General features: G+C 47.6%; 19 protein-coding genes. 4 read left to right on the plus strand and 15 right to left on the minus strand.

The annotated features are described in order from the left end of the window. Positions 1-232 precede the first annotated feature (232 nt). From yut to M2387_RS15660, 15 genes are all read right to left on the minus strand, one after another. On the minus strand, positions 233-1216 hold the full coding sequence (gene yut / locus M2387_RS15590; RefSeq protein ID WP_259050713.1) for an urea transporter: 984 nt from the start codon (positions 1214-1216) through the stop codon (positions 233-235). Between the two features lie 101 nt (positions 1217-1317). After that, positions 1318-2286, minus strand: coding sequence for an urease accessory protein UreD (locus M2387_RS15595; protein ID WP_259050716.1), 969 nt, complete (start codon positions 2284-2286; stop codon positions 1318-1320). Next, the gene (gene ureG, locus M2387_RS15600) at positions 2283-2948 is read right to left on the minus strand and encodes an urease accessory protein UreG (RefSeq protein WP_259050722.1); all 666 of its coding nucleotides are present in this window, start codon (positions 2946-2948) and stop codon (positions 2283-2285) included. Before ureG ends, M2387_RS15595 begins: the two co-directional genes overlap by 4 nt. An 88-nt stretch (positions 2949-3036) precedes the next feature. Then, positions 3037-3723 (minus strand): urease accessory protein UreF, encoded by a 687-nt coding sequence (locus M2387_RS15605; protein ID WP_259050724.1) that lies wholly within the window; start codon positions 3721-3723, stop codon positions 3037-3039. Positions 3724-3741: 18 nt separating this feature from the next. Next, a complete protein-coding gene (locus M2387_RS15610) occupies positions 3742-4443 on the minus strand; it encodes an urease accessory protein UreE (protein WP_259050726.1) in 702 nt (233 codons plus the stop codon). A 91-nt stretch (positions 4444-4534) separates the two neighbouring features. Further along, the gene (locus M2387_RS15615; RefSeq protein WP_259050727.1) at positions 4535-6253 is read right to left on the minus strand and encodes an urease subunit alpha; all 1719 of its coding nucleotides are present in this window, start codon (positions 6251-6253) and stop codon (positions 4535-4537) included. A gap of 73 nt (positions 6254-6326) precedes the next feature. Further along, the gene (gene ureB / locus M2387_RS15620; RefSeq protein WP_259050737.1) at positions 6327-6764 is read right to left on the minus strand and encodes an urease subunit beta; all 438 of its coding nucleotides are present in this window, start codon (positions 6762-6764) and stop codon (positions 6327-6329) included. Between the two features lie 53 nt (positions 6765-6817). After that, entirely contained in the window at positions 6818-7120 is a 303-nt protein-coding gene (locus M2387_RS15625) for an urease subunit gamma (RefSeq protein WP_259050738.1), read from the minus strand. Between the two features lie 97 nt (positions 7121-7217). Then, the gene (locus M2387_RS15630) at positions 7218-7874 is read right to left on the minus strand and encodes an ABC transporter ATP-binding protein (protein ID WP_259050741.1); all 657 of its coding nucleotides are present in this window, start codon (positions 7872-7874) and stop codon (positions 7218-7220) included. Next, positions 7858-8673 (minus strand): ATP-binding cassette domain-containing protein, encoded by an 816-nt coding sequence (locus M2387_RS15635; protein ID WP_259051144.1) that lies wholly within the window; start codon positions 8671-8673, stop codon positions 7858-7860. Before M2387_RS15635 ends, M2387_RS15630 begins: the two co-directional genes overlap by 17 nt. Next, positions 8673-9479, minus strand: a complete 807-nt coding sequence (locus tag M2387_RS15640; protein ID WP_259050743.1) for an ABC transporter permease — start codon at positions 9477-9479, stop codon at positions 8673-8675. Before M2387_RS15640 ends, M2387_RS15635 begins: the two co-directional genes overlap by 1 nt. After that, positions 9476-10444 (minus strand): ABC transporter permease, encoded by a 969-nt coding sequence (locus tag M2387_RS15645; protein ID WP_259050744.1) that lies wholly within the window; start codon positions 10442-10444, stop codon positions 9476-9478. Before M2387_RS15645 ends, M2387_RS15640 begins: the two co-directional genes overlap by 4 nt. After that, positions 10444-12021, minus strand: a complete 1578-nt coding sequence (locus M2387_RS15650; protein ID WP_259050746.1) for an ABC transporter substrate-binding protein — start codon at positions 12019-12021, stop codon at positions 10444-10446. Before M2387_RS15650 ends, M2387_RS15645 begins: the two co-directional genes overlap by 1 nt. Positions 12022-12537: 516 nt before the next feature. After that, positions 12538-13791 carry a valine--pyruvate transaminase gene (avtA, locus tag M2387_RS15655; protein ID WP_259050748.1) on the minus strand — a complete coding sequence of 418 codons (1254 nt, stop codon included), beginning with the start codon at positions 13789-13791 and terminating at the stop codon, positions 12538-12540. 133 nt (positions 13792-13924) lie between these two features. Continuing rightward, positions 13925-14689, minus strand: coding sequence for a hypothetical protein (locus M2387_RS15660; protein WP_259050750.1), 765 nt, complete (start codon positions 14687-14689; stop codon positions 13925-13927). A gap of 311 nt (positions 14690-15000) precedes the next feature. Here M2387_RS15660 and M2387_RS15665 point away from each other — a divergent pair, with 311 nt between their 5' ends. The 4 genes from M2387_RS15665 (at position 15001) to M2387_RS15680 (ending at position 20377) form a co-directional block, all read left to right on the plus strand. After that, positions 15001-15822, plus strand: a complete 822-nt coding sequence (locus tag M2387_RS15665) for a protein bax (RefSeq protein ID WP_259050751.1) — start codon at positions 15001-15003, stop codon at positions 15820-15822. A 182-nt stretch (positions 15823-16004) separates the two neighbouring features. Next, positions 16005-16916, plus strand: coding sequence for a glycine--tRNA ligase subunit alpha (gene glyQ / locus M2387_RS15670; protein WP_259050752.1), 912 nt, complete (start codon positions 16005-16007; stop codon positions 16914-16916). A 9-nt stretch (positions 16917-16925) separates the two neighbouring features. Next, the gene (gene glyS / locus M2387_RS15675; protein ID WP_259050753.1) at positions 16926-18995 is read left to right on the plus strand and encodes a glycine--tRNA ligase subunit beta; all 2070 of its coding nucleotides are present in this window, start codon (positions 16926-16928) and stop codon (positions 18993-18995) included. A gap of 236 nt (positions 18996-19231) precedes the next feature. Continuing rightward, entirely contained in the window at positions 19232-20377 is a 1146-nt protein-coding gene (locus M2387_RS15680) for a hypothetical protein (RefSeq protein ID WP_259050754.1), read from the plus strand. Positions 20378-20596: the final 219 nt, after the last annotated feature.

A 20596-nucleotide genomic window follows, 5' to 3' on the forward strand; every position in this document is an offset into this window, starting at 1 on the left:
CATGATTGATCAAGGTATATGTGGTTACTCATTGCTCATGAAGCAGATATTTATTGATTCTACTAACTAAAACATAGAGCACTTTATTGTTTTTGCAATATTATCAATTCTGCGATTTAATTTCTGAATATCAATTATTATTTCAGTTATATGATAGCGGCGAAATTTGCTCTGAATAATGTACCGAAGACGAATCTTATGAATTAATTCGCCTTCGGTTTTACCCTCTTCACTATTTTCTGTGTTCTGGCATCACATCTTTATTCGGTACCAGGAACAGCCATGACGCAATGACGAATGGCATGGTCAGCGTCGGTATACCGACAGGTGACAGTAGTACGCCGAGCGCTGACTGAACGATGACGGTAAAAATAACACCGACAATGGTATACAGAATCACGCGTTTACTCGGTTTATTAAAGGTTGAACCCAGAGCGATGGCGGTTAATACGGCACTGAATGAATACAGCCCGGCATCAATATTGGAAGGGTTTGCGCCCAGAGCCATTGCGGTCAGCAGCGCCAGAATTGAGCCACCTACGGCAAAAACAGCTGCCCAGATTGATTCAACCGCAAGCCCGATAACAAACAAAACCCCGGCAATTAAGCTACTGAATAAAAACACCTCAGAGATACCGTTGAAGGTTCTCACTGCGAAATCATTACCTACTATCTCATGAGCCACCAGAGGCTGAGGTAATGCTGGGGCTGGTAAACCAATGCTGTGTAACGCACTGAAATCATAGCTGGCGAGGAAGATAATCCACGACACGAGCACAAAAGGTGCTGTCAGGGCTGCAACTTTCCAGACTTTTAAAATATCGGCAATACAGATAAGCACAATCACAGAGACGATACTGCCGAGGACAATACAGCCCCAGAGAGCGGCATTCGGCTCAAGGAACGTCGGTAATGCAACACCGACCAGACAGCCGTTATAACCAAAAAGTCCCACTTTCCATGAGTCTTTATCTGGCATCAGGGCACCTGTCAGGGTAGCTACTACCGTCCCCAGGACACAGCCCCAGGCTGCCGCGGGGTTACCTTCAGCGTAGGCACCGACAAATACCGCGGCAAAGAAAAAGAGCCCGGTTAATGGATTATTCTGGAACATAACCTGAGCACAGCCGCGGAGCGTTACATCAATAAATTCAATGAAAACATTGGAAGCACTGAGTTGAGACCATGCGGATTGTTTGCCTGTTTTCGCAGTCATGATTTTGCCCTTCTGATATAAGCAGCTGTGTACTCGTCATACATCGAGTTGCTTGAGTGTTGCAGCGATATTTCGCTGCAACGATGAGAAATACTAACGTTTTAATATTGCCATAAGAATTTTTCTGGCAAGGTCACGCCGAGGATCTCTTCCCGGGCGACTTTCCAGAAATGCCGAATTTCATTTCTGACGCCACCACTGTCGATACCTAGCGCTTTGAAAATTAAACCACAGTCATTCGGTAATCGGGTGACACCGCTGGCAATATGATTTTCCATATCAAACTTAGCTGTGATACGCGCTAAAATACGGTCGTGATGTTCCTTTGGCGTCAGTAATATGACGTTACCGAAGGTATCAAAGGTCTGCATCACGCCGACGGCATCAAGACTTTCCGCTTGCGGTTCAAGAATATATTTCTCGACGAATAACTCTTTGCCCTCGGGACTTTTCGCCACAATACGCGAGGAGAAAACATCAAACCCAAAGCGCTCATCCTCATGGTGGTATTTTCTACCGGACATCAAAACTTCTGAGTAGAGTACCGTTGCGCTGGGATGAATATCGATCAGCGTATCGGTAATAAAACGCGAGTCACGATGCGGGATCAGCGGGTCTGGCATAAACTCCAGATAACCCTTTTCTTCTACAATAAAATGCTGGATCTGGGTCGCATAGTTAGCGTTCATCATATGAACTTTGGTCGCCGACTGGGTGGTGACATGAGCGCAAGCATCCGCTTCCACTATCACATCTGTTGCCAGTCGGTCACCTTGTAATATGCACCCGGATGTTGAAATCATTGTGACGCAAGGCAGTTCCGGTATCTCTTCATCCCAGTACAGTGCTTTCTGCACCATAGAGGGCACCCGTCGTTCCATTTCGGCCAAAATACTACGACGCTCACGCTTGGCAAATCTTAGCTTCAGATAGCCACTTTTCCCCACAGTTCCACTACGCATTTGTGCTGGTTCATCCTGATATTCTGCGAGTTCTGGTGCGTTAACACCCAACGCATGAGCACGAACCCGGGAAGGTGTTTCCGCGATGTTCTGGCTCTGTCGAATCATGCAGGCTCTCCTTGTTTTTCTACATGGGTAAATAAGAAGTCACGCATGATCATATCGACCAGCTCTTCAATACCATGCCCGGTTTTGCAGTTAGTCAGAATATAAGGACGGTTGCCACGAACGACTTTGGTGTCACTTTCCATTACATCGAGGCTGGCACCTACATAAGGGGCGAGGTCAATTTTATTGATAATCAGAATGTCGGCCTGTACCAGACCCGGGCCATTTTTACGCGGGATTTTTTCCCCTTCGGCCACATCGATAACGTAGATATAGAAGTCGGCCAGCGCCGGGCTGAAGGTTAGCGTCAGGTTGTCGCCGCCGCTTTCAATCATAATAAGGTCGCTGTCCGGATACTGTTCTTCCATCTCTTCTACGGCAGCAATATTCATGCTTGGATCTTCACGTACCGCGGTATGAGGGCAAGCACCGGTCTCTACACCACGGATTTTATCTTCATCTAAAATCCCTTTCAGCGTGCGTTTAACCTGCTTGGCATCTTCGGTGGTCACAATGTCATTAGTAATGATCAGTGGCTTCAGTCCGCGACGAATTAAAATCGGCGTGATCACTTCGATAATGGCGGTTTTACCTGAACCTACCGGGCCACCAATACCAATGCGGGTAATTTTTTTGCGTTTATCGGTTGAATGGCTATTCACGGTGTATTCCTCTTTATTATTTAATTTTAACTGTGTCGCGGAGTTGAACGGTTTCCACTACACAAAATAGTTTTTACGTTATCGTGAGTTAGTTACTAAACAGACGGACATGCGCCTGTACATGCATTGCCGCTAAAATATCGACAATAGGTACATAAGAAGACATCTGGTCGATATCAGCCCTCTCGGCAATCTCACAGAATATTTCGATGTCTTTGCTTAACTCGAACATAATATGCTGCGTTTCGAAGTGGGTAATTCGCATCAGGCGCATTGCGGCACTGAGCATCGTCATGGCGACACCGTATTGATGCATAACCACGACTTCGCGCTCCCCGATACCTTGAACTGCCATCACCAGCGCCTGGGTGACGGGGTAGGTACCGGCAGCGTTACCCGCTTTGATTTCCTGTAACCACCATTCAATCAGTGGATGTTCCACAACCCGTATCGACATTTCGGCCAGTTTTTTCCCCATACGGGTTGCCATCAGTCGACTTTCTTCATTTAGCTTACGATTATTCACCGCCCAGTCAGCTCTGAAGAGCATCTCTTTGTCGTCAGCCAGCACTGCCCGGTGAGCGACCACCACTCCCATACCATCACAGCTGGCAGCTTGTTTCAGTGCGGTCAGAACAAAACCTTTAAGGGTTGGCACATCCCGAACGACGCCAGCCTGAATTGCCGATTCCACACCATTGGAGAAGGTAAAGGCACCCACAGGCAGAACCGAGTCACCAAATTGCATGATACGAATGAGATCTGATGCATTCATAGTCGTGCCTCCTGCAAACTATCCGTGTTTATGGTCATCATGATTATGGTCATGGTCATGGTCATGGTCATGAGAGTGACTATGACCATGTGAGTGGCTGTGACTATGGCCATGACCATGTGAATGAACTGCGCTACCGGCATGGGGAGCATCCAGAGGACTTGCGACATGAACATGCGTATCAGTATCTTCCGCACCACCGAATAGTAAGCGCGCTTCGGAGTTACTGAGCAGCGGCAGGATTTCCTGGCCTTTGACGAAATGGAAAGGAAGATGCTGGAAGCCATGGGTTCTCATAACAGATTCCATCATGGTCGTGGCGACTGTCAGCGGTACATAAACGTTGTTATTTTTGGTGACCGCTTTCCAGTGCTGATTACCCAGCGCATGGCCCAGCTCAAAAGAGGTTTTAATTAACTCGTCCTGTGAGCGATTTTTTAATTCGCTAAGGTCAATAACCATCACGTCACGTAAGTTAATTTGCACGATGATGGCAACATTATTCTGCTCATCCCATGACAGGACATCACCGTCAGCCAGCATAACGTGTCTGTCGAGCGAAATACCCAAATCAACGCCCTGGGTGCTGAGTTTACGGCAGCGGCTTTTTTGTGCTTCACGCTGATCGAGAACTAACAAATCCAGAGTGGCATCTTTCAGTCTTTCCTGCCAGACGGTGTCTTTTTTGACATTGCCGAGAATATCTTCGATCAAAATCATGCTGCTATTCCTTATCTCTATTTTTTAGCCAGTCAGTGCGCCCGTCGTCATAACGGACACACTGAAAGGTATTTACGTCCTGATTTACCGATTAACCAAAGAAATAGCGTTGGTTCATGGTTGCCGTATCAATAGGCTCGCAAGTGGCATGTACGCCATCGACTTTGACCGCAAAGGTTTCCGGGTCAACTTCGATATGCGGAGTCTTGTCGTTGCGCACCAGGTCTTTTTTCGAGATGGTACGGCAGCCCTTCACGGCAATAACCTGACGATCGAGACCGGCTTTCTCTTTGACGCCATCGTCTAACGCTGCCTGAGAAACGAAGGTGACACAGGTGTCTTGCAATGTTTTACCCATTCCACCAAACATAGGACGATAGAACACGGGCTGTGGTGTTGGCAGGGAAGCGTTAGGGTCACCCATTGCCGCCCAGCTGATCATGCCGCCTTTAATCACCATTTTTGGTTTCGCGCCGAAGAAGCGAGGATCCCAGAGAACCAGGTCTGCCATTTTGCCGACTTCAACCGAACCGAGAACATGGCTGACACCTTGGGCAATCGCCGGGTTAATGGTGATTTTGGCGACATAGCGCAGTACACGGAAGTTATCGTTATTCGGTGCATCTTCTGGCAATTTACCGCGAGAAGCTTTCATTGCATGAGCGGTCTGGATGATGCGCAGCCAGTTTTCACCAACACGCCCCATCGCCTGAGAGTCACTGGAGAACATCGAGATAACGCCCATATCGTGCAGTACGTTTTCTGCAGCGATAGTTTCCGGACGCACACGACTTTCAGCAAACGACACGTCAGCCGGAACGTTAGGATTCAGGTTATGACATACCATGATCATGTCGAACAGTTCAGCCTGACTGTTGATGCCATACGGCAGAGTCGGGTTAGTTGAACTTGGCAGGACGTTGGACTGGCTGGCAACGCGAATGATATCCGGCGCGTGACCGCCACCGGCACCTTCGGTATGGAAGGTATGGATAGTACGGCCTTCGAAGGCATCGATGGTATCCTCAACATAACCGCATTCGTTCAGACTGTCGGTATGGACAGAAACCTGAATATCCAGTTCGTCAGCCATACGCAGAGAGTGGCGGATAGCATTGGCTGTAGCGCCCCAGTCTTCATGCACTTTATAACCGACTACGCCAGCAATAGCCTGCTCAATCAGCGGTTGACGACCGAAGGAGTTACCCTTGCCCAGTAAGCCGATATTAACCGGCAGACCTTCAGCGGAACGTAACATCTGACGAATGTTCCAGGGACCCGGGGTGACAGTGGTACCGTTGGTTCCATCTGTTGGCCCGATACCGCCGCCGAAGAAGGTGGTTACGCCGTTAGAAAGGGCATGGTAAGCCTGCTGAGGAGAGATCAGGTGGATATGGCTATCGATACCTGCTGCAGTCAGAATTAAGTGTTCGCCAGAAATCGCATCGGTGCTGACACCGACAACCAGTCCCGGGGTGACGCCGTCCATTGTTCCCGGGTTACCGCTTTTACCGATACCGACAATTTTGCCATCACGGATACCGACGTCAGCTTTAATCACGCCAAGGCGGGCATCAACGATAGTCACGTTGGTAATTACCAGGTCGAGTACGCCATTATCACGGGTCAGGGTGTTATCGGCACCCATACCGTCACGCAGTGACTTACCGCCACCGTAGACAGACTCTTCACCATAAACACGTAAATCTTTTTCAATTTCAACGAACAGGTTGGTATCGCCGAGACGAATTTTGTCACCTGTAGTCGGGCCAAACAGACCCGCATATTCTTGCCGAGAAATTTGAGGCATCTTTCGTTCCTTTCTTTTTTCGGGAGGTGCAGCTTATTAGCTACACGTCATTGAATTTAGATAGTATTACCGCTTACTTCTTAGGCGATTTAAAGCCGCGCGCTTCTGCGAGACGCAGTGATTGCAGTTTGTCAGGACGTTGACTTCCCGGGACCACGCCTTCACCCGCCCAGCCATCAACCAGATTGTTGAAGCCGTAGAGCGTTTGTTTGCCACCAAAAGGAATAAGCGAGACTTCGGTTTCATCACCTGGCTCAAAACGGATCGCGGTGGTGGATGAAATATTCAGCCGTTTGCCATAAGCCGCTTCGCGGTCAAATTCCAGCGCACGGTTGGCTTCAAAGAAATGGAAGTGAGAGCCGACCTGAATAGGACGGTCTCCGGTATTACGGACTTTCACTTTAACGGACGGTCTGGTCTCATTAAAGGTAATCGGGGTATCGGCTAAAATAACGCCCCCGAGTGGTGTATTTTCTTCAGGATTGGTCTGGGTATTCTTTTTCGCGCTCATGCTTTAATCCTCTGCAATATTCAATTCAGGTTTTACTCGCACGCGGTTCATCATTACTTGATAGGGTCGTGTACCGTTACCAGACGGCTGCCGTCGGTGAAAATGGCCTCAACCTGAACGTTAGGTATCAGATCGGCAACGCCTTCCATCACATCGTCTTTTGTCAGAACCTGGCTGGCTTCCTTCATGACGTCTTCTACGGTTTTGCCATCCCGGGCACCTTCCATCGCAGTGACGGTAATAATAGAAACCGCTTCCGGATAATTGAGCTTCAGACCACGTGCTTTACGTTTGAATGCCACGTCAGACAGCGTGTAAATCATGAGTTTTTCAACTTCTCTTGGGGTGAGCTGCATGAGCCCTCCTGTATCTGTTAATAAAGTGAAAAATAACGACAACCACAATGGTGAATAAACACCTTATAAAACAACCCGCCTGGCTAAGGTTAACCAGTTAAAACGAAATCGCCCTGTTTACCGGAGGCAATGAGCCCCCGTCGTCATGGGGCGATTTATGTTTTCTGCCAGGGATCCATATCCTTGAACAGACTCTTTCCAGTAAGGCTTTGTTATGGCTAAAAATAATTAATCCTAATGGACGTTTTTGGGTCTCTTCCAGCAGGACTTTCCAAATTTGTGCCTGAATATGTGCATCAAGCTGAGCCGTCACTTCGTCGGTAATTAAATAGCGAGTTCGCGGATCTAAGGCGCGTAACAGCGCAATACGGGCTAATTCTCCCCCGGATAACTCATCAGGCCTGCGTTTTAACCAGTTTGGATTAACCGCCATACGCTCAAGCCACTGAGCATCAGGTCTCCAGGCATCACGCAGACTATCGCCAGTAGTACGGTAAGGATTGAAGCTGAGTTCAGGGTGTTGGGGAACGAGCTGAATCGGGCAGTAACCGGTATTAGCCGGAGGTATACCATCGATAAGTACCTGGCCGCTGGTGGGGGTCTGCCATTGAGCAATCACCCGGCCAAGCGTTGTTTTGCCAAATCCGCTGGGCGCTGAGATCCCTAAACGCTCACCCGGGTTAAGAGTGAATGAAACATCCTCCCAGAGCTGTTGCCCCCCCTGGGTTATCGATAGCTTATCGATAGTCAGCATGTTCAGTTTCCTCTCTTTGCGAAATGGCCTGGCTGATAAATTGCTGTTCCGGTAGCGCGGCCCACAATGATTGCAGCCATTCGCTTCCACCCTTATTTTTCAGCTCATCAGCCCGCAGCGTTTCGCATATTTCCCCCTGGCGGAGCACCGCAATTTTGTCGGCAAATCGCGCCGCCAGCGCTAAGTCGTGCGTGACCCATAAAATCGCTCGTCCTTGCTGACAAAAAGCGCGTAAGTGGGTCAGTAGCTGACAGGCATGCTCATCGTCCAGCCAGGAGGTCACCTCATCAGCCAGAATATATTGTGCATGAGTCAGGGTCGCACAGCTTGCCAGTACCCGTTTTGCCATTCCCCCGGATAACTGCCGGGGAAAGTCATAGATTAAGCCTGGCGCAAGATTATAAGTTTGCAACTGCATGGCGACATCTTTAAGGCGTAATTCAACGCCACTCAGTTGTGCTGCCCGGGTGATTTGTGAACCCACTTTAATCAGTGGATTTAAGGCGCTAACGCCCTGAGGGACATAACAGACGGACTTACCGCGATTCTCTATTTTTTCTCGGGTGTCCAGCGTCTTTCCATCCAGAATAATCTCGCCACGACAGCGCATATTGTCCGGAATCAAACCAAGTACACTTTGCAATAGCAGGCTTTTACCTTCGCCGCTGCCGCCGACCAGCGCGACTAATTCACCCGGCCGGACCTCTAAAGAGATATCACTCAACAGGGGATGCCAGGTTTTACGTCCCAGCCAGCGATAGTGGGCAACATCGAGAGAAAAATTTGAGAATTTCAGCATCATGACACCCTTACCCAGAGCTGTTGAAGCGCTCGGGCCAGTTGGTCAAAAATAAGCACTAACCCGACTAATATCAGGCCCGGGAAAAATGCCAGCCACCAGGCACCGCTGCTTAAGTAGCGCAGGGCATCGGCAAGTAAAATGCCTAGCGAGGCTTCATGCGGTGATAAACCAAATCCCAGAAAGCTCAGCGCCGCGCTGTGTAATACAGCATGCGGGAACATCAGCAGTGTGCCCACTATCCATTGCGGCAGTATTAAAGGTAGCAGATGATGACGCCAGCGATAGAAATTACCGTTGCCCAGACGATGGGACAGTTTCACGTAGTCCGTTTCACGAATACGCAGAATTTCTGCCCGCAGAATCAAGGCCAGTTTTGGCCAGTGTGTGAAAGCTACCGCCAGAATCACTCCCTCTTTACCGCCGCCCAGAGTGAAGCAAATCAGCACCAGTAACAGTAGATGAGGTAGCGCCAGCATACTGTCGATCAGACCACGGATCAGATAGTCCATGGTTTTATTAATCGAACATAATGCGGCGGCAAGTAGAGAAATCAGACCGCTGGTAAAGGCGGCGGTTAAGCCAATCTGTAAGCTGGTGGTCAGCCCCTGAAAGCAGCGTAGCCATAAATCACGTCCCAGGCTGTCAGTACCGAACCAGTAGAGACTAGAGGGCGGTTGGCGCCTGGCCAGCAGTTCCATCGGTATATCAAGGTGATAAATAGAAAACCCATAAATCACTAAACCTGATAGCAATATGAAGGAAACGGCGAGCCGCAATAATGCCTGATTAGGGTTATATGTCATGATTGACCGCGCAGCCCCCTGTTCAGACGATGCAGGAGTCCGTTGGCGATACTGTTTCCGCAGAACACCAGAATGGCGCAAAACATCACGATCCCCATTAATAAGGGAATATCACCGTGGAGCCCGGCATCAATAGTGGCTTGTCCCAGGCCCGGATAGGCGAAGACTTTTTCCGCCAGCAAAGAGCCACCGAGTAATTCCCCCAGAGAGGCGAATTGCAGGCATAGCGCCGGGGTTATCGCATGACGCAGGATATGAAATCGCACCAGTGACCAGCCCTTATCACCCTGCGCCTGAGCGTAGCGAATAAATTCACTGTTCATTACCTCGGCTACCTTGGCCCGAGTATGGAGTGCAATATTACCGACACCCAGTAGCCCTAAAGCAATACAAGGCAGAATAAGGTGATGGAGCTTATCGCCCCAACTGGCGGTTTCAGCGTTACTACCCGGTGTCCAGGCACAACAAATCGGTGCCCAGTTAAGCTGGACGGCAAATAATGACAGTAACAGGAGGCCTATCCAGAAGGTGGGTAGGGAAGCTAGCAAATAGGAGAAACTTGAAATAAGGCGGTCCGGCCAGCGGTTGAGATAGCGCCCGGCGGTTAACCCCATTAATAGCCCGAGGATACCGGAAAATATCCAGGCGGAAAGCAGTAAGGCAAATGAGGTGGCAAACCGTTCACCAATCACCTGGCCGACAGGGGCGTTGTAGAGCATCGAATAGCCCAGGTCGCCCTGTATCATCTGCATAAACCAGTGCAGAAAGCGCTGCCATAGGGGTAAATCCAGCCCCCAGCGGGCGGCGATCAGCGGATATTGTTCAGGGGGGACATGCAGCAAGTCACTGCCGATATAGGCGCGAATAGGGTCAACAGGTGAAAAGCTGAGTAACACAAAGGTGCCTGCTGCTGTTACCAGAAGCAGACATATTAAGCGCAGGAAAAATACCGGCACTGAGCGCATTAGTTACAGGTCCATTTCCAGCTATCAAGATTATTCAGCGCTGACCAGGAGCCATGAATTTCTGGAGCACCTTTCCCTAAGTCGATACAAGGATTTACCAGATAAGTATGCTGAATATTTAACAGCCATGCCCAGGCGGCATCACCCCGGATACCGGCCCCGTTCTTACCATCCCAGTCGACCTGCTGCCAGTGGGGTATTGCCTGTTTCCAGTCTGGTGCATCCAGCGCTTGCTGAAGATGTTTATCAACTTCCGCATTCTTATAATAGCCCGGGTTGTAATAACCGATACCCGCTGCCCCGCCGCTATAGTGATGGTATAACTCCATCGGGTCGAGGCTGCCCCAGCCAAACAGAGTTGGGTTAGCATGCATATTACGTTCAACGATTTCCCAGCTACCGGATTTTAAGTCAACGTCAATGCCGATAGGTTTCAGCATGGAACGGACGGTTTGCGCTAAGTCACGCCGCGTGGCATCACCGCTGGCATACCACAGAGTAATTTTAGCGGGTACGCCATTCTTCTCTCTAATCCCTTGGCTATTGAGCTTCCAGCCAGCTTGTTCGAGAATTTCTTTGGCTTTTTCAATATCACCGTCTTTTATCGCGGCTTCTTTATTATCCCAGGGCAGTCCCTGTACACCGGTATAGGCTGGAATCGCATGGCCTTCCAGAATTTGATCTGCTAGCAACTGACGATTAATAGCGTAGTTAATTGCCTTACGGATGGCGACATCAGACGTAATATCATTTCCGACAGGATAACCCTGGGCGTTTTTTTCACCCGCAGGGGTGGTAGGGAAGACGATTCCGCGGTTTTCAACGCTTGGTTGCACCCATAACTTCATTTCACTGGAAGGCTCGACTGCCATCGACGGCGGGATACGCACCACATCGAGCTGCTGACTTTTTGCTGCTGCATAAGCACTGTCTTCATCAAGGAAGACAAAAACCAGTTTATCGAAGTCGTTTTTATTACCGGCATAATAAGGGTTCGCCTCAACAATCAGCTGCTGGCCGGGCTGGAAGCTGACTAAACGATAGGGGCCTGCACCAATAGGTTTCTGGGCGTAAGTTTTGGCATCGTATTTGTCTTTCGACACGATTCCGAGTGAACCCAGGACGTTGATAAAGGTGCTTTGTGGGGCTTTAAGCTGAATGCGAACGGTCTGGGGATCAATCTCTTCTGCCTTTAAGAAGTTACCCATATCGACTTTGCCGCCACTGGCTGCCGCATTGTTGTAGGTATAAACCACGTCTTTTGCCGTAAGCGGTGAACCATCAGAAAACTTAAGGTCTGGCTTTAGGGTGAGGGTCCAGGTTCTGCCGTCATGGCTGGACGTATAATCGTTCAGTAAAAAGCTGTCCCAGCTGAGATCGGCTTTCTGTTTTAACAGCGGACTGTGCAACAGCAGGTAACTGCCATGGCTCCAGCCCAGCATCGGATCAAACCCTTCACTAGGTTCATCACCAATCGCTAATTTAATCGTATGGTCGGCGGCATTAACGGCAACAGAAGATGTACCTAATAAAAGCGCTATCAGAAAAGGAATATGTAACCTTGATGATGAAATCATGAATAATCCTTTGATAAATTTTATAGAAATAAAAATTCTGTGCTGTAGAGCAGCCAAGGTTCACGTTAGCAAAGAAAACATAAGTTGCTGTTTTTATTTGCACGCGATGAAAATTCTAAGCACGATTCTGTACTAAGCGTAATAGATATCCACAGTATTGCCTGTGAATTATGACTATTTAATATTTTTAAATGTATAACGCTTGAGTATCTTTGTAATTGATTGAAAGTCAATAACAAACAGATGTTGTTGTATGGGTGAGTGTTTTTATTAATGTGATGAATTTATTTCAAGAAAGAAGTATTTATGATGTATGAATACGGCTTTTACGCAGAAATAACTCGATTAGCTATAGATTCGTTAATAACAGGTTAAAAATAGCGTTATTGAGTGGTTAAAGCAGAAGATAAAGTGATGTTTTATTGTTGAGAAGCTACTCAGAAACGAGAGGAGATTTATGGCAAAGGGAAGAACCCCTCTGCCAGTAAAATAACCTGATAAGTACTGTCGTTATTTTTAGCGCGATTCAGCCCAGGCCCGCTCGACTTCTTCAGCCAGAATTTTAACGCCAGCTTCAATTTTGTCTGGCTCTGGCACATAGTTCATACGCATGCATTGATGTGTATGAGGCCATGGCTTCTCAAGACCCGGGAAGAAATAATGACCTGGTACCATCAGAACGCCGCGTTTCTTCAGACGCTGGTACAAAAGTTCGGTGGAGATTGGCAAGTCTTTAAACCAGAGCCAGAGAAAAATAGCGCCTTCAGGTTTATGGATCAGGCAGCGCTCTGGTGACAGATGGCGACGGATAATCGCGACGGTTTCCTGAACCCGCTGGAGATAGAAGGGTTTAATGACTGTTTCTGATAGCCTCAGCAGGTCGTTACGTTTAATCATTTCGCAGGCCATTGCCGGGCCAACACCGCCCGGTGACAGACTGATAATTCCGTTCATATTGCTGATTGCTGAAATGACTTTATCATTGGCAATGATAATCCCGCAGCGGCTTCCCGGAAGCCCGAGCTTGGAAAGGCTCATGCAAAGGATGATATTAGGGTTCCAGAGTGGGCGTGCTTCAGTAAAGATAATACCCGGGAAAGGGACACCGTAGGCATTATCAATCACTAATGGAATACCGTGCTCATTCGCCATCGCATCAAGCTTCATCAGCTCTTCATCAGTGATGACGTTTCCGGTCGGGTTAGTCGGACGTGATACACAGATCATGCCGGTATCTTCGCCAATATGCAGATGTTCAAAGTCTACATGGTACTTAAACTGTCCGTCTGGTAATAACTCGATATTTGGGCGCGTGGAGACAAAAAGGTCTTCTTCTAATCCAGAATCGGCATAGCCAATATATTCTGGTGCCAGCGGAAAGAGCACTTTTTTGGTTGTGCCATTTTTGCGGCGTCCGGCAAACAGATTAAACAAGTAGAAAAATGCGCTCTGACTGCCATTTGTTAGTGCGATATTCTGCGGCTCAATATCCCAACCTAATTCGTCGCGTAGCATGCCAGCCAGGGCAGTCAACAGCTCACTTTTCCCCTGTGGTCCGTCGTAATTACACAAAGTATCAAGGAGTTTGCCGTTATCCTGCATATCTGAAAGCAACTGTTTAAAGTAGTCATTCATTGCAGGAATTTGCGCGGGATTACCTCCACCCAGCATGATTGCACCAGGGGTACGTAAACCATCATTGAGATCCTCCATCAGGCGTGTAATGCCTGAATGGCGGGTAAATTTGTCGCCGAAAAGAGAAAACGTCATAACGTATAATCTACAGAATCTTTTGAAAGAGGCTAACCATAACGCTGGTAAAGGCACGGTGCAAACAGACTTTACACAGTGTTTATAGTTTTTTATATCAAATCTAAGCCGAAGTTGTAGTTTAATATTCTGATTATGGTTGTTTGTCTGTCTGCCACTGTTCGATATGAGAACCCAGCATATTTCTGCTCGCAGAGAGCTCATCAAGCGTTCTGCTTAGCTGGGCATGTAAACTGGCATGCCGCTCAAAACCAGAGAGATACTCTGACTGGATCTGCTGTAGCTTTTCAGACAATATCGTTACTTCTGCTTCAGCTCGCAGACGTGCTTCATGCTGTGTTTTGATCAGTGTATCCGCGGCGGCCAGTCGCTGATGAGACTCTGCTATTTCCTGATGATAAGTATTAGCCTTTAGCTGGGCGGTCTGTCTGTGTCGATTAAAATGGCTTTGTAGTTTATCGATTTCCCGCTGCATCACGCTGCGTACCAGGGCTGACTCTTTCAGGTGCATCTCCTGGCTAATATTCAGCGCTTTTTTTAGCTCAGTTATCTGATTTTCACATTGACGCAGTCGATTGGTCGTTTCCGGAGTATCGTAATAAAGAGTTTGCGGCGAGAGGTGTTTTTGCTGCTCTTCACGTAATTGCGATAGCAGGCTGGTAACGCGAGCTTCGGCTAGCTGTAAGCGTTGTAATGTCTCTGGTGAATCCTGGCAGGAAGTTCGGGGAGCGGTTTTATCGTCAAGATTAACATTGTTCAGTGCGCTATTCACTTCCCATATAATTTGCTCTTTATTTTGCAGCTTCATACGGTTACATGCACTTGCTAAGAAGCTTGCGGCTTCATGCGCATTATTGGTCGCGAAGGCTTTTTTTATCAGGTTCTGAACCAGGCTCATTTTGCCAGTTATCCTGTATCAACGAAGGAGCTGAATACATGCGTCCGCTATACCGCATCGGACAGTTTTTACTTTATACACTCAGGATGGGTGAATAAATTCGCCAATATTTACTCTTTCGTTATCGGCAATTAACTCCCGAATTTTACAATGCTTTTTTCTTTTTATTATGATTTAGCACGGCGCTTTTTCGGAATAATACCCTTTCTTAACGTGCCATAAGCAGTTATTTTTGGTATCTTTCGCGCCTGCTTTCTATACTGAATTAGAAATGATTAGTCAGAAAGTCCTTTTTCTGTTCGGAGTAATGAATGATAAAAACCCTAATAAAACAGTTAGGGGCCGCGATATTTTTGCTACTGTCGGTGGGATTGAATAATACAGTTTTAGCCAGTCCACATGTTGCAGAGGCGCACAGCAAAGCCCCGATAAAAAAAGTTAATACTAAAAATACGGCACACAGCACAAAAGAGTATTCTCGCAAAAGTGAAATGAGTTCGCTTCCTGATTTGCGAAAATACCCTTCCGGAACTCCAAGGAAAAAAGCGTTTCTCCGGGCGGTTATGCCATATATTACTCAGCAAAATGCAGTGATTACCGCTGAACGTAATTGGTTAATAACAAAGCGTTATTCAAGTCGTTTTTCACCGACGGAAGTTTCGCGTCTGAAAGATATTACTCGCCGCTATAAAATAGCCTGGCAGGGAAATACCAAACGTATACCCTGGAATACTTTGCTGGAAAGAGTCGATATTATCCCGACTAAAATGGCCGCTACCATGGCAGCGGCAGAAAGTGGCTGGGGGACATCAAAACTGGCCCGTAGCAACAATAATCTGTTCGGGATGAAATGCTCTAAAAAGCACTGCAATAGTGAGCCGGGTAAGGTAAAAGGCTATCAGCACTATGGTTCGCTGAAAGAGGGTGTTAATTCTTATGTCGTTAATTTGAATACTCATCCTGCCTATTCATCCTTCCGTAAATCGCGCGCTCAGTTACGTAAAGCGGATCAGGAAGTCACGGCCAGCACGATGATCCATAAGCTGGAAGGTTATTCTCAAAAAGGTAATCGTTATAACAACTATCTGTTTGCGATGTACCAGAGTAATCAGAATCTGATGTCGACCTGGTAAGGCGGCTTATTTCCGATACCGGTTATTGTAATGGCATGCTCTGTTTTATCAGGGCATGTCATTGATTTATTGATTCCCCTCCCCAGTTGCCGCTTTTTCCGGGGCATGACCATACAACTTGATGACGTTTGCGTATATACTGGCCGCTTCTCTTAAATCCACGGAACGCGTGCGAATTCAACATGCAAAAGTTTGATACCAAGACCTTTCAAGGCCTGATCCTGACTTTACAGGATTACTGGGCCCGCCAGGGCTGCACCATTGTTCAACCTTTGGACATGGAAGTTGGCGCCGGAACCTCTCACCCGATGACCTGTCTGCGGGCGTTAGGGCCAGAACCAATGGCGGCTGCTTATGTGCAACCTTCTCGTCGCCCGACGGACGGCCGTTATGGCGAAAACCCGAACCGCTTACAGCATTACTACCAGTTCCAGGTAGTGATTAAGCCTTCACCGGACAATATTCAGGAACTGTATCTTGGATCGCTGAAAGAATTGGGTATGGACCCAACGATTCATGATATTCGTTTCGTGGAAGATAACTGGGAAAACCCAACCCTGGGTGCCTGGGGCCTCGGCTGGGAAGTCTGGCTTAACGGCATGGAAGTCACTCAGTTTACCTACTTCCAGCAAGTCGGTGGCATGGAGTGCAAACCCGTCACTGGTGAAATCACTTACGGCTTAGAGCGTCTGGCGATGTATATCCAGGGCGTGGATAGCGTTTATGATTTGGTCTGGAGCGACGGCCCGTTAGGCAAAACAACCTATGGTGATGTATTCCACCAGAATGAAATTGAGCAATCCACGTATAACTTTGAATACGCCGATGTCGATTTCCTGTTTACCTGTTTTGAGCAATATGAAAAAGAAGCTCAACAGTTACTGGCTTTAGAAAAACCTCTGCCACTGCCAGCTTACGAACGTATTCTGAAAGCCGCGCATAGCTTTAACCTGCTTGATGCCCGTAAAGCTATCTCTGTGACTGAACGTCAGCGCTATATTCTGCGTATTCGTACCCTGACGAAAGCAGTGGCTGAAGCCTACTATGCTTCTCGTGAAGCGCTTGGCTTCCCGATGTGTAATAAGAATAAATAAGAGGCTGCGATGTCTGAAAAAACTTTTCTGGTGGAAATTGGCACTGAAGAGCTGCCACCGAAAGCCCTGCGCAGCCTGGCTGAATCCTTTGCTGCCAATGTGACCGCTGAGCTGGATGCCGCAAACCTGACTTATGGCGATATTAAGTGGTTTGCTGCTCCGCGCCGTCTGGCGCTAAAAATTACTCAGCTTGCTGCCACCCAGCCTGACCGTGAAGTTGAAAAACGCGGCCCGGCTATTGCCGCTGCGTTTGATGCTGAAGGTCGCCCGAGTAAAGCGGCAGAAGGCTGGGCGCGTGGTTGCGGTATTACCGTTGACCAGGCTGAGCGTTTGTCTACTGATAAAGGTGAGTGGCTGTTGTATCGTGCGCGGGTTAAAGGTGAAAGTGTTCAGGCACTGCTACCGAATATCATTACCAGCTCACTGGCAAAACTGCCAATTCCTAAATTAATGCGCTGGGGCGCGTCTGATACGCAGTTCGTGCGTCCAGTCCATACTGTGACCCTGCTGTTAGACAGTGAAGTGGTTCCTGCCACGATTCTGGGTATTCAGTCGGACCGTGTTATTCGCGGGCACCGTTTTATGGGTGAATCTGAATTTACCCTGGAACACGCTGACCAGTATCCGGAAGTATTAGAGCAGCGCGGTAAAGTGATTGCCGACTATGAGCAGCGTAAAGCATTAATTAAACGTGATGCTGAAGAAGCCGCGCGTAAAATTGGTGGCGTTGCTGATTTAAGCGAAAGCCTGTTAGAAGAAGTGGCTTCTCTGGTCGAGTGGCCGGTGGTTCTGACCGCGACCTTTGAAGAAAAATTCCTCGCGGTTCCTGCCGAAGCGCTGGTTTACACCATGAAAGGTGACCAGAAGTACTTCCCGGTCTATAGCCCGGACGGTAAATTGCTGCCAAACTTTATCTTTGTCACCAATATTGAGTCCAAAGATCCGCAGCAAATTATCTCAGGTAATGAGAAAGTGGTTCGTCCACGTCTGGCTGATGCTGAGTTCTTCTTTAATACTGACCGTAAAAAGCGTCTGGAAGATAACCTACCGCGTCTTGAAACCGTTCTGTTCCAGCAGCAGCTGGGCAGCCTGCGTGACAAAACCAATCGTATTGAAGCGCTCTCAGGCTGGATTGCTAAACAGATTGGCGCCGATGTTAACCACGCGACCCGTGCAGGCCTGCTTTCCAAGTGTGACCTGATGACCAATATGGTGTTTGAGTTTACCGACACTCAGGGCGTGATGGGCATGCACTATGCGCGTTTCGACGGTGAAGCAGAAGATGTTGCCGTTGCTCTGAATGAGCAGTATCAGCCGCGCTTTGCCGGGGATGAACTGCCTTCGAATCTGGTCGCTTGCTCTGTCGCAATTGCAGATAAAATGGATACCCTGGCAGGTATTTTTGGTATCGGTCAGCACCCTAAAGGCGATAAAGACCCGTTTGCTCTGCGTCGTGCGGCTCTGGGCGTCTTGCGTATCATCGTGGAGAAAAACCTCAATCTTGATCTGCAGACCCTGACGGAAGAAGCGGTTCGTCTCTATGGCGACAAACTGACTAACGCCAAGGTGGTTGATGAGGTTATCGACTTTATGCTGGGCCGTTTCCGCGCCTGGTATCAGGAAGAAGGCCATTCTGTCGACACTATTCAGGCAGTGCTGGCGCGTCGTCCGACTAAACCGGCTGATTTTGATGCCCGTATGAAGGCTGTCTCGTATTTCCGTAATCTGGAAGCAGCAGCCGCTCTGGCGGCAGCGAATAAGCGTGTCTCTAACATTCTTGCTAAGTCGACTGAGACGCTTAACGACAGCGTACAGGCTTCAGTCTTGAAAGAAGCGGAAGAGATCCGTCTGGCGACGCACCTGGTGGTATTACGCGACAAGCTACAGCCATACTTTGCTGAAGGTCGTTACCAGGAAGCACTGGAAGAGTTAGCGGAGCTGCGTGAACCGGTTGATGCCTTCTTTGATAAAGTGATGGTTAATGCCGATGATGAAGCCTTGCGTATTAACCGCCTGACGTTGCTGACTAAACTGCGTGAGCTGTTCTTACAAGTAGCAGATATATCTCTGCTGCAATAAAAAATAAGTCCACCACGGGTTTACTGATAAGGGGAGAAAATAATGAATTTCTCCCCTTATTTTTTTCAAACACCCTGAATACAGGTTGTATATAAAATATCTTAATCATATTCTATGTTAATAATATAAATAAAAAGTAAGTAAATTTTTTGTTTATATTATTGATGCTTCGGATGGTGTTATTTTTTTTGTCTTGGTGATTCTTTTTTAGTGTCGAAAATAACACAGGGAAGTATATGATACACAATTGTTCAGATATATCGTCGCAGGAAAGTATTTTACGTAATGCGTGTCAGCCGCATGATCAAAAAATACAACCTAATGATTCTGAGTTATATCTGTTAATTCAAAGAATTTCCGGGGTAAAAAATACCGGGGAAAAAAAGATTAATAGCAGAGCTGATAATATTCCTGTGAAGACAGGGTTAGTGAAATCTTTGATTATTGGTGCGGTTACTCTGACAGGTATAGGGGCGTTGGGGGCTCTGGCTATATGTGGCTACTATTATATCGCAGGTGGGGCGAGCTCCGATCTGCCAGAAAATAGTCGTCTTTCTCGCCTTTCGGCACCAGCAATGGCTAATATTATTCCATGGGAAACGGATAGCCGCTTATCAACAACGCTGGCTGATACTCCGGAAGCTCTCATGAACTTGCCAATTACTACAGAAACTGCACCCTCTCCTTATTCTTATTATGAGGATATTTATGGGGATACAGCAGCGAAAAATAATAACTCGCCATCGACTTCTTTAACAACGACAGAGAAACCCGCAACGACAACGGGGAGTCCGGTAACAACGACGGAAAAACCTGTAACTATAAAGGAACCTGTCATGATGACTACGGGTCGCTCTACGTCTGCATATATGACAGTAAAACCAACGATAACGACATCCAGTACTAGCGGGGCTGACGCAGCGGTAACAGATTATAAACATGAATCCGGGAGATCTGTTTATTATCAAACCGTCAAAGGGAAATATAACTATCCATTAGGTACAAAATTCTTCAATGAACTACTCGCTTTTTGTCTGAAAGAGACTAAATATGATATTGAGCAAGCCTACCTGGGAACGCAAGAATTACGATGTAAACTACTTGGCGATATCAATGATAAAATAGAAGCGCTTAAAGAGTATGAAACGTTAGTTCGCAGAATAAATGCTGAAAAAGAGATATTATCCGCCAAAGAACACGGTGAAGAAATTATGCTGAGAAGGAAGTTAGCTACTCTTTATTTGGCGGCTGGAGCTATTATTAATAAAAAGGATTTTGATGTTTTTTTACGTGAAGTGAACAGAGATTACAAAAAACATTCTACGCAAGAGCTTGAGCAGCGAGAGGAAAAAATCATGAATTATTTTCTGCAGGAGTGTTAATTCTCCTGATAGAAAGTCATCATGATGGCGGGGTAGGGTAGCCTCAGTGAACAGAGCTCTCCCCTTCCTTCAAAAGAGGAGAGCTCAGAACGATGTTATGAGCTGAAATAGCGTCATCGGGTGATACAATAGCCAGGCATCAACAGTATCTTGCTTCAGTCGGAAGCTAAATCCTGAGCGAACTGATGCACTGGTCATCATATCTCCTTCGATATGCCT

The organism is Klebsiella sp. BIGb0407, from assembly GCF_024807845.1.
Classification (GTDB): Bacteria; Pseudomonadota; Gammaproteobacteria; order Enterobacterales; family Enterobacteriaceae; genus JGM124.